The sequence below is a fragment of the Streptomyces mabaensis genome, assembly GCF_053763515.1.
The window spans coordinates 119,392-129,149 of record NZ_JBSOPZ010000021.1 but is presented as its reverse complement, the minus strand read 5'-3'; the positions used below and the strand labels follow the sequence as shown (position 1 = coordinate 129,149).

Here is a 9,758-nt window from a genome sequence, read left to right as displayed (position 1 = left end):
CCCCCCCCCCCCCCCCCCCCCCCCCCCCCCCCCCCCCCCCCCCCCCCCCCCCCCCCCCCCCCCCCCCCCCCCCCCCCCGCGTCTGCATGCCCGTACACCGACCCCGTCCCACCGGCCCGTACACCGCTCGTACGCCGGTCCGTGCACCCGCCCGTACACCGGCGCGCCCTCCCCCCGCCCGCATATCGCATTTCCCAGCGGCGCCACGCCGGTTGGTGGCAATCTGCTCAACAGCAGATACGCAGAGATACGTAAGCAGTCGGAGGTGCCGTTCCCGTGGCGTCCAATGTCAATCCCACCGTCCGACGCCGCCGGCTCGGCATGGAGCTCCGCCGCCTGCGCGAGGAGAAGGGCATGACGGCCGAACAGGTCGCCGAACGCCTCCTCGTCTCCCAGTCGAAAATCAGCCGCCTCGAGAACGGCCGCCGGTCCATCAGCCAGCGCGACGTGCGCGATCTGTGCGAGGTGTACGAGGTCGAGGACCGCCGCCTGGTCGACTCGCTCATGCAGATGGCCAAGGACTCGCGCCAGCAGGGCTGGTGGCACGCCTTCGGCGACATCCCGTACAGCGTCTACATCGGCCTGGAGACGGACGCCGCCTCGCTGCGCGTGTACGAGCCCCAGGTCGTCCCCGGCCTGCTGCAGACCCGCGAGTACGCGGAGGCGCTCATCCACGGCGCCCTGCCGGAGACCGCGCACACCGACATCGAGAAGCGCGTCCAGGTACGGCTGCGCCGCCAGGAGCGAATTGCCGCGCCCGACCACCCGCTCCGGCTCTGGGCTGTGATCGACGAGGCCGCGCTGCGCCGGCTGGTCGGCGACCGGCAGCTGATGATCCAGCAGCTGGAGCACCTGATAGAGCAGGCTCAGCTGCCGCATGTGACGGTGCAGGTGATGCCGTTCGCGATGGGCGCCCACCCCGGGGTGAACGGGCAGTACGCGGTTCTGGAGTTCCCGGACGCGTCCGACTCCAGCGTGGTCTACATCGAGGGCGTCACCAGCGATCTCTATCTGGAGAAGGCGGCCGACGTCCAGAAGTACAGCGTGATGTACGAGCACCTGCGCGCGCAGGCGCTGAATGTGGACCAGACGCAGCAGTTCATCGCGGACATCGCCAAGCAGTACGCGAAGGAGTACGCGAGCTGAGGAGTACGCGAGCCGAGGCCCCAGGGGCCCCCGGGGGCACGGGAGCCGGTACGGTACACCGTCGCCACCGCAGCGCGGAAGACCCTTCTGGTATATGCCATCCGGTCGAGTGAATGCCCCCTTCGCGCAGCGGAGTTGGCGAGTAGCGTCGATCACGCCATCAAGAACGTTGGCACAGCAATCGACACAACTGGCTAGACCGGAGCGAACATGGCAATTCTTCAGGGCGCGACGGATACCTGGACGAAGTCCTCGTATTCCACCGGGAACGGTGCATGCGTAGAGGTGAAGTCCCCCGTCACGCAGGCGATTGCGGTGCGTGACTCCAAGGTGCCGGAAGGTCCCTCGATCACCTTTGTGCCGGCCTCGTGGACCGCATTCGTCGCACAAGTGAGCCGGGGCGCGTTTGACCTCGGCTGAACCGGCACCATCGGTACCATCGGCACAACCAGCACAACCCATGAGCCCTCTCGACTGGTCCGCCGTCCCGGCCGAGGGGGCTCGGCCATGCCCTACCTGAGTTCGTCCACGTACCGGTCCGTCCCCGGCACCGTCGGGATGAACGGCGCCACCAACTCGACCCTCCCGAGGCCCGACCGGGCCACCGCCTCGTCCAGCCCCGTGAAGCGCTCCTGCCAGCACTCGCGCGGGTCGCACTCCAGGAACCACAGCAGGGTCAGCCGGGTGTCCACGCCCTCGACCTGCTTCACGTACGTCATCCGGTCGCCCGGCAGCGGCGTCGGCCGGAAGACCACCACCATCGCCGCCGGCGACCCGGCCAGCCGCTCCGGCAGATGGCGCGAGCACAGCCACTCCAGCAACTCGGCGCGCTGCTCCGGCCCGTCGGCGTCGACGACCTCGAGGACCAGCCCCCGGTAGGGGTGGTCGAGCGCGTGGAAGTCGCGCGGTCCGGCCTCCCCGTCCCGGTAGACCGTGGCCTCGTGGTCCTGGAAGGCGGTGAAGACGTGGGTACGCTCCTGGTGGACGCGGCCGTCCCGGTTCAGCCGCTTGTTGATGCCGACGGTCCACTTCATGTGCTCGTCGTAGCGCCCGTCGGTGATCCAGTACGTGGAGAGGTAGGCGCCCGCGGTGACCGGCTGGGCGACCGCGGACTTCTCCGGACGGCGCAGCAGCTGGAGCTCCCGGGTGGCGACCCAGCGACGGCCGGCGTACATCCACGGCATCGCCATCGCCCCGGCGATGTAGTGATCGTCTTCATACCATCTGTGGTAGGCGCGCTCATGCCCGAGATGCGGCTCGACCATGGTGATCAGCGCGTGCCCGGGCCGGACTCCGTACGGTCCGACGGCGGCCAGCTCCGCGTAGGCCCCGGGGCGGGTGTCCGCCGCCTCCTCTGCCGCCTTGTGTTCCTCTGCCGCGTTGTCTTCCTCGGCTGCCTTGCCTGCCTCTGCCTGCTCCTCTGTCATCCCTCCGGTGTATCTGATACCTCGTCAGTTCGGGAGGGGCCGGACCGGATTCACCGGATGCGGAAACATAGGTGGCATATGCATGCGTACGCGTTAGGGTGCGTGCCGTAGACCATCACCCGTACCAGCGAAGGAGCCGCCATGCGCCCCGCCGCCCTGCCCCCTCTCGCCGCCCGCGCGACCTCGGTCGGCAGTTCGCCCGTACGGGACATCCTCGCCCTCACCGAGCGCCCCGGGGTGATCTCCTTCGCCGGCGGACTGCCCGCCCCCGAACTCTTCGACGCGGAAGGCCTGCGGGCCGCCTACGACGACGCGCTCACCACCGCCCCGCGCCGCGCCCTGCAGTACTCCACCACCGAGGGCTTCCCCGCCCTGCGCGCCGCCGTCGCCGCCCGGATCACCGGCCGGGGGCTGCCCACCGGGCCGGACGACCTGCTGATCACCACCGGCTCGCAGCAGGCACTCACCCTCCTCGCCACCACCCTGCTGGAGCCCGGGGACACGGTCCTGGTCGAGAGCCCCACCTACCTCGCCGCCCTCCAGTGCTTCCGCTTCACCGGCGCGCGCGTCGTGCCCGTCCCCTGCGACGACGACGGCATCGACCCCGCGGCCCTCGAAGAACTCGTCGTGCGCGAGCGCCCCAAGCTTCTCTACACGATCCCGACCTTCCAGAACCCGACCGGCCGCACCCTCCCCGCCGCCCGCCGGCTCGCGGTGGCCTCGGTCGCCGCCCGGCTCGGGCTGTGGGTCATCGAGGACGACCCGTACGGCGAACTGCGCTACGAGGGCGCGCCCGAGCCCTGGGTCGCCGCGCAGCCCGGCGCCGAGGACCGCACGGCCCTGCTCGGCAGCTTCTCCAAGATCATGGCGCCGGGACTGCGGCTCGGCTGGCTGCGCGCGCCGGACGCCCTGCGCCGCGCGTGCACCATTGCCAAGCAGGCCGCCGATCTGCACACCTCGACCGTCGACCAGGTGGCCGCGGCCCGCTACCTGGCCGCCGCCGACCTCACCGGTCACCTGGACCGGGTGCGCACCGCCTATCGCGCGCGGCGCGACGCACTGCTCGACGGCCTGGACCGGGGCGCACTGCCCGAGGGGTCCGCGTGGAACCGCCCGGACGGCGGGATGTTCCTCTGGGCCCGGCTGCCCGACGGGTACGACGCCACCGCACTGCTGCGGACCGCGGTACGGCACGACGTCGCGTACGTCCCGGGGGCGCCCTTCTTCGCCGCCGCCCCCGACCCGGCCACCCTGCGGCTGTCCTTCGTGACCCACACCCCCGACGAGATCGCCGAGGGGCTGCAACGGCTCGGCAAGGCGCTGGCCGCCCACGTCGGCTGACCCGCGGACCAGGACCACCGCCTCGCGCGCCTTCCCTCCTCCGCGCATCCCCCCTACTCTGACGCATCGTCAGTTGCCCCAGTAGGGACCATGCCGCCAGGAGGCGACCGCGCATGCTGCTGCAAGGGAAGACCGTCATCGTCTCCGGAGTCGGCGCCGGACTCGGCCATCAGGTCGCCGCCACCGTCGTACGCGACGGCGGCAACGCCGTGCTCGGCGCCCGCACCGAGGCGAACCTCGCCAAGTCAGCCGCCGAGATCGACCCGGACGGCACGCACACCGCGTACCGGACCACCGACATCGGCGACGAGACCCAGTGCGAGGCGCTGGCCGCGCTCGCCGTCGAACGGTTCGGCCGCCTCGACGCCGTGGTCCATGTCGCCGCCTGGGACAGCTACTTCGGCGGTGTCGAGGATGCCGACTTCGGCACCTGGCAGCAGGTCATCGACGTCAATCTGCTGGGCACCCTGCGGATGACCCGCGCCTGCCTGCCCGCCCTCAAGGCGGGCGGCGGCTCGGTCGTCATCGTCGGTACGCAGTCCGCCGTGGCCGCGCCCTCGCAGGTGCGGCAGGCGGCGTACGCGGCGTCCAAGGGCGCGCTCACCTCGGCCATGTACTCCATGGCCCGCGAGCTCGGCCCGCACCGGATCCGGGTGAACACGGTGCTGCCCGGCTGGATGTGGGGGCCGCCGGTGCAGGCGTACGTACAGTTCACCGCGCACACCGAGGGCGTGCCCGAGGCGGAGGTGCTGGACCGGCTGACCGGGCGGATGGCGCTGCCCGAACTGGCCACGGACGGGGACGTCGCGGAGGCCGCGGTGTTCCTGGCGTCCGACCGGGCCCGCGCCATCACGGGGCAGTCCTTGCTGGTCAACGCGGGCGAACTGATGAGGTAGGAGAGGCGGGGAGGAGCGTGAGGGAAACGTCCGTCCGCCTGGTCGAATCGTATGCTCGGTGAATGATGACGAGCGCTCCGCAGCCGCAGGGACCCGCCAACGGGCCGACCGCCGGTGGACCGACCGGAGACGGGCAGGCCGCCAACGGGCCGACTACCGGTGGGCCGACTACCGGTGGGCCGGCCGCCAACGCCATGCGCCGCGCGCTCCGGCGCGCGCGGGACGGTGTGGCACTGGACGCCGCCGAGGCCGCCGTACTGCTGCAGGCCCGCGGGGACGACCTGAGGGACCTCGCCGCCTCGGCCGCGCGCGTGCGGGACGCGGGGCTGGCGGCCGTGGGGCGGCCGGGCGTCATCACTTACTCGCGCAAGGTCTTCATCCCGCTGACCCGGCTGTGCCGGGACAAGTGCCACTACTGCACCTTCGTGACCGTGCCGGGCAAGCTGCGGCGGGCCGGGCACGGGATGTTCCTGTCCCCCGACGAGGTGCTCGACATCGCCCGGCAGGGCGCCGAACTGGGCTGCAAGGAAGCCCTGTTCACGCTCGGCGACCGGCCCGAGGAGCGGTGGCCGGAGGCCCGGGAGTGGCTGGAGGCGGAAGGGTACGACGACACCCTCGCCTACGTACGGGCCATGGCGATCCGGGTACTGGAGGAGACGGGGCTGCTGCCGCACCTCAACCCGGGCGTGCTGACGTGGACCGATCTGCAACGGCTCAAGCCGGTGGCGCCGAGCATGGGGATGATGCTGGAGACCACCGCGACGCGGCTGTGGTCGGAGCCCGGCGGCCCGCACCACGGCTCCCCCGACAAGGAGCCCGCGGTCCGGCTGCGGGTGCTGGAGGACGCGGGCCGGTCCAACGTGCCCTTCACCACCGGGATTCTGATCGGGATCGGCGAGTCGTACGAGGAACGGGCGGACTCGCTGTTCGAGCTCCGCAGGACCGCCCGCGCCTACCACGGCATCCAGGAGGTCATCGTCCAGAACTTCCGCGCCAAGCCGGACACCGCGATGCGCGGGATGCCGGACGCGGAGCTGGAGGAACTGGCGGCCGCCATCGCCGTGGCCCGGCACATCCTGGGCCCGTCGGCCCGTATCCAGGCGCCGCCGAACCTGGTCGACGGAGAGTACGCGCTGCTGATCGGCGCGGGCATCGACGACTGGGGCGGGGTGTCGCCGCTGACGCCCGACCATGTGAACCCGGAGCGGCCGTGGCCGCACATCGACGAGCTGGCGCGGCGTACCGCGGCCGCCGGTTTCGAGCTGCGGGAACGGCTCACCATCTACCCGGAGTTCATCCAGCGCGGCGAGCCGTGGCTGGACCCGCGGCTGCTGCCGCACGTACGGGCGCTCGCGGACGAGGAGAGCGGGCTGGCGAAGGAGGGAGTGCAGCCGTCCGGACTGCCGTGGCAGGAGCCCGATGAGGGCTTCGTCGCGTCCGGCCGTACGGACCTGCACCGGACCATCGACACGGACGGCCGGACCGCCGACCGCCGGGACGACTTCGACGTGGTGTACGGCGACTGGGACGCGCTGCGCGAGGCGGCGGCCCCGGGGATGGTGCCGGAGCGGATCGACACGGACGTACGCCAGGCCCTCGCCCGGGCCGCCGACGATCCGGAGCGGCTGACCGACGCGGAGGCACTGGCCCTGCTGCACGCGGATGGCCCGGCACTGGACGCACTGACCCGGATCGCGGACGAGCTGCGCCGGGACGTGGTGGGCGACGAGGTCACGTACATCGTCACGCGGAACATCAACTTCACCAACGTCTGCTACACCGGCTGCCGTTTCTGCGCGTTCGCGCAGCGGCGCACGGACGCCGACGCGTACACCCTCTCGGTGCAGCAGGTCGCCGACCGGGCGCAGCAGGCGTGGGAGGTGGGCGCGGTCGAGGTGTGCATGCAGGGCGGCATCCACCCGGATCTGCCGGGCACCGCGTACTTCGACATCGCGCGTGCGGTGAAGGAGCGCGTTCCGGACATGCATGTGCACGCCTTCTCGCCGATGGAGGTCGTCAACGGCGCGAGCCGGACCGGGCTGTCGGTCCGCGAGTGGCTGGCGGCGGCGAAGGAGGCCGGTCTCGACTCGATCCCGGGGACGGCGGCGGAGATCCTCGACGACGAGGTGCGGTGGGTCCTGACGAAGGGCAAGCTGCCTGCGGCGACCTGGACCGAGGTCGTGCAGACCGCCCATGAGCTGGGGATCCGGTCGTCCTCGACGATGATGTACGGGCATGTGGACCAGCCGCGGCACTGGCTGGGCCACTTCCGTACGCTGGCCCGCATCCAGCAGGCTGCACTGTCTCAAGGCGTCGGCGGCTTCACGGAGTTCGTGACGCTCCCCTTCATCCACACCAACGCCCCCGTCTACCTGGCGGGCATCGCCCGGCCCGGCCCGACCGCCCGTGACAACCGGGCCGTCACCGCCATGGCCCGCCTCCTGCTGCACCCGCACATCACCAACATCCAGACCAGCTGGGTCAAACTGGGCGCGGAGGGTGCGGCGGAGATGCTGCGGTCCGGGGCGAACGACCTGGGCGGCACGCTGATGGAGGAGACCATCTCCCGGATGGCCGGTTCGAGTTACGGCTCGTACCGCTCGGTGCGGGACCTGGTGGCGATCGCGGAGTCGGCGGGCCGGCCGGCGAAGCCGCGGACGACGCTGTACGGGGAGGTGCCGCAGGAGCGGGTGGCGGCGGCCCGGGCCTCCGACGGACATCTGCCGGACCTCCTCCCTGTGCTGGAGTGACGGCGGCGTGAGACGATCCCCACCGGTCAGGCCGTCAGCACTGTCACGACCGGTCAGGGGAGCGACGGGGTGGTGGGCGAAGGGGGGAGATCCGATGACCTTGTTTCTCGGTCTCGGCATCGCGGGGGTCGTACTCCTCGTGCTGGCGCTGGTCTTCGACGGCGTCCTGGAGGGGCTGTTCGGCGGTGTGCTGGACGGCCTGTTCGACGGACTGCTGTCCCTGCCGGTCATCGCCGGGTTCATGTCCATGCTCGGGTTCGGTGGCGCGATCGTGCTGGGCACCACGGGCCTCGGGGGCGGTGCGGCCACGGCGGTCGGCGTGCTCGCGGGGGTCGTGACGGGCGGGCTGGTGTGGAAACTCAGCCGGGTGCTGATGCGCAGCCTCACCGACGCGACTCCGCACCAGGACGATCTGATCGGCACCGCGGGATCCGTCGTCACTCCCATTCCGGCCGGCGGCTACGGCGAGGTGCTGCTGCGGCTCGCGGGCCAGCCGGTGAAGTTCGCGGCCAAGTCCGAGGTGCCGGTGGCGCGCGGCACGGAGATCTGGGTGGAAGCGGCGCTGTCGGCCACCTCGGTCGCGGTGCGGCCCGTCGAACGCTGACCTGACCTCGCCACCACAGATCCAACCAACCGATTCGTTTCGATCTGCCGTCCCCGGGCTGCCGTCCTCTGGCTGCCGTCCACGGGTGGCAGGGGGGTTCTCATGAGTCCAGTCGTCATCGCCGTGGCGGGAGTGGTCGTACTCCTCGTCCTGCTGGCCCTTGTCGTGGTCACGCGCTACAAGGTCGCCGGTCCCAGCGACGCCTTCATCATCACCGGCCGCCGCGGCAAGAAGTCCACCGACCCGGTCACCGGCCGGATCAGCACCGACAACAGCGGCCAGAAGGTCGTCGTCGGCGGCGGAGTCTTCGTCGTGCCGTTCGTCCAGCAGAAGTTCACCCTGGACCTGTCCAGCCGGCACATCCCGATCCATGTGCGCGGCGCGGTCACCCTGCGCGGCGTGAAGGCCAACCTGGAGGGTGTCGCGATCGTCAAGGTCGGCGGCAACGAGGACAGCATCCGGGCGGCCGCCCAGCGCTTCCTCCAGCAGCAGGACGGCATCGTCGGCTTCACCCAGGAAGTGCTGTCGGGCGCGCTGCGCGCCATCGTCGGCCGGATGTCGGTGGAGGACATCATCCGGGACCGGGCCGCGTTCGCCGGCCAGGTCGCGGAGGAGGCCGAGGCGAGCCTGTCCGGCCAGGGCCTGGTCCTCGACGCGTTCCAGATCCAGGACATCACCACCGAGGGCTCCTACCTGGAGGACCTCGGCCGTCCGGAGGCCGCCCGCGCCAAGCAGGAGGCCGACATCGCCGAGGCCAACGCCCGCCGGGTGTCGGAGCAGGCGCGGCTGAAGGCCGCCGAGGAGATCGCGGTCGCGGAGCGGACGTTCAACCTGCGCCAGGCGGAGATCAAGGCGGAGACCGAGGCGGCGGCCGCCAAGGCCAACGCGGCGGGCCCGCTCGCCGAGGCCGCCCGCCGCCAGGAGGTGCTCGCCGAGCAGGAGAAGGTGGCCGAGCGGCAGGCGGCGCTGACCGACCGCGAGCTGGACACCAAGGTCCGTAAGCCGGCCGACGCGGCCCGCTACCAGGCCGAGCAGGAGGCGGAGGCCCGCCGGGTGGCGCTGGTCAAGGAGGCCGAGGCGGACGCGCAGCGCTCGCGGCTGACCGGTGAGGGCGAGAAGCTGCACCGTGCGGCGCTGGCCGAGGCGGTACGGATCGAGGGCGAGGCGCACGCGGCGGCGATCGCCGCGAAGGGTTCGGCCGAGGCCGAGGCGATGCAGAAGAAGGCCGACGCGTTCGCGCAGTACGGCGACGCGGCCGTGCTGCAGATGCTGGTCGAGGTACTGCCGCAGGTCGTCGCCAAGGCGGCCGAACCGCTGAGCGCCATCGGCAAGATGACGGTGATCTCCACGGACGGCGCGAGCCAGCTGTCCCGGACGGTCGCCGACAACGTCGCCCAGGGCGTGGAGCTGCTGTCCTCGACCACGGGTGTCGATGTCGCGTCCCTGCTGAAGAACATGACCGAGCGGGGTACGAGGGCCGGTGCGGCTGCCGCCGCCGGCCCGCAGGCGCAGTCTCAGTCGTCCTCGCAGGCACAGGCGGGCAACGGCAGGATCGAGATCACGGACTGATCCGTACACAAGCAAGCCCGGCCGG

The 9,758-nt window shown here is 71.6% G+C and carries 8 protein-coding genes; 7 read left to right on the top strand and 1 reads right to left on the bottom strand.

Annotated elements, in window-relative coordinates; all coding sequences use genetic code 11:
- Positions 1–276 precede the first annotated feature (276 nt).
- Positions 277–1,146 (top strand): helix-turn-helix domain-containing protein, encoded by an 870-nt coding sequence (locus ACWV17_RS20340; RefSeq protein ID WP_455351191.1) that lies wholly within the window; start codon positions 277–279, stop codon positions 1,144–1,146.
- A 210-nt stretch (positions 1,147–1,356) separates the two neighbouring features.
- The gene (locus tag ACWV17_RS20335; RefSeq protein ID WP_455351190.1) at positions 1,357–1,566 is read left to right on the top strand and encodes a DUF397 domain-containing protein; all 210 of its coding nucleotides are present in this window, start codon (positions 1,357–1,359) and stop codon (positions 1,564–1,566) included.
- A gap of 92 nt (positions 1,567–1,658) precedes the next feature.
- Here ACWV17_RS20335 and ACWV17_RS20330 read toward each other — a convergent pair whose 3' ends face one another.
- A complete protein-coding gene (locus ACWV17_RS20330; RefSeq protein ID WP_455360862.1) occupies positions 1,659–2,573 on the bottom strand; it encodes a hypothetical protein in 915 nt (304 codons plus the stop codon).
- A 141-nt stretch (positions 2,574–2,714) separates the two neighbouring features.
- Between ACWV17_RS20330 and ACWV17_RS20325 the strand changes: the two genes are divergently transcribed.
- From ACWV17_RS20325 to ACWV17_RS20305, 5 genes are all read left to right on the top strand, one after another.
- Positions 2,715–3,914: an aminotransferase-like domain-containing protein gene (locus ACWV17_RS20325; RefSeq protein WP_455351188.1), complete on the top strand. Its 1,200-nt coding sequence runs from the start codon at positions 2,715–2,717 to the stop codon at positions 3,912–3,914.
- A 113-nt stretch (positions 3,915–4,027) separates the two neighbouring features.
- A complete protein-coding gene (locus tag ACWV17_RS20320) occupies positions 4,028–4,810 on the top strand; it encodes an SDR family oxidoreductase (protein WP_455351187.1) in 783 nt (260 codons plus the stop codon).
- 62 nt (positions 4,811–4,872) lie between these two features.
- Complete coding sequence (locus ACWV17_RS20315) at positions 4,873–7,560, top strand: bifunctional FO biosynthesis protein CofGH (protein WP_455360861.1); 2,688 nt, start codon at positions 4,873–4,875, stop codon at positions 7,558–7,560.
- A gap of 94 nt (positions 7,561–7,654) precedes the next feature.
- Positions 7,655–8,164 carry a hypothetical protein gene (locus ACWV17_RS20310; protein ID WP_455360860.1) on the top strand — a complete coding sequence of 170 codons (510 nt, stop codon included), beginning with the start codon at positions 7,655–7,657 and terminating at the stop codon, positions 8,162–8,164.
- Positions 8,165–8,266: 102 nt separating this feature from the next.
- Positions 8,267–9,733 (top strand): flotillin family protein, encoded by a 1,467-nt coding sequence (locus tag ACWV17_RS20305; protein ID WP_455360859.1) that lies wholly within the window; start codon positions 8,267–8,269, stop codon positions 9,731–9,733.
- Positions 9,734–9,758 lie beyond the last annotated feature (25 nt).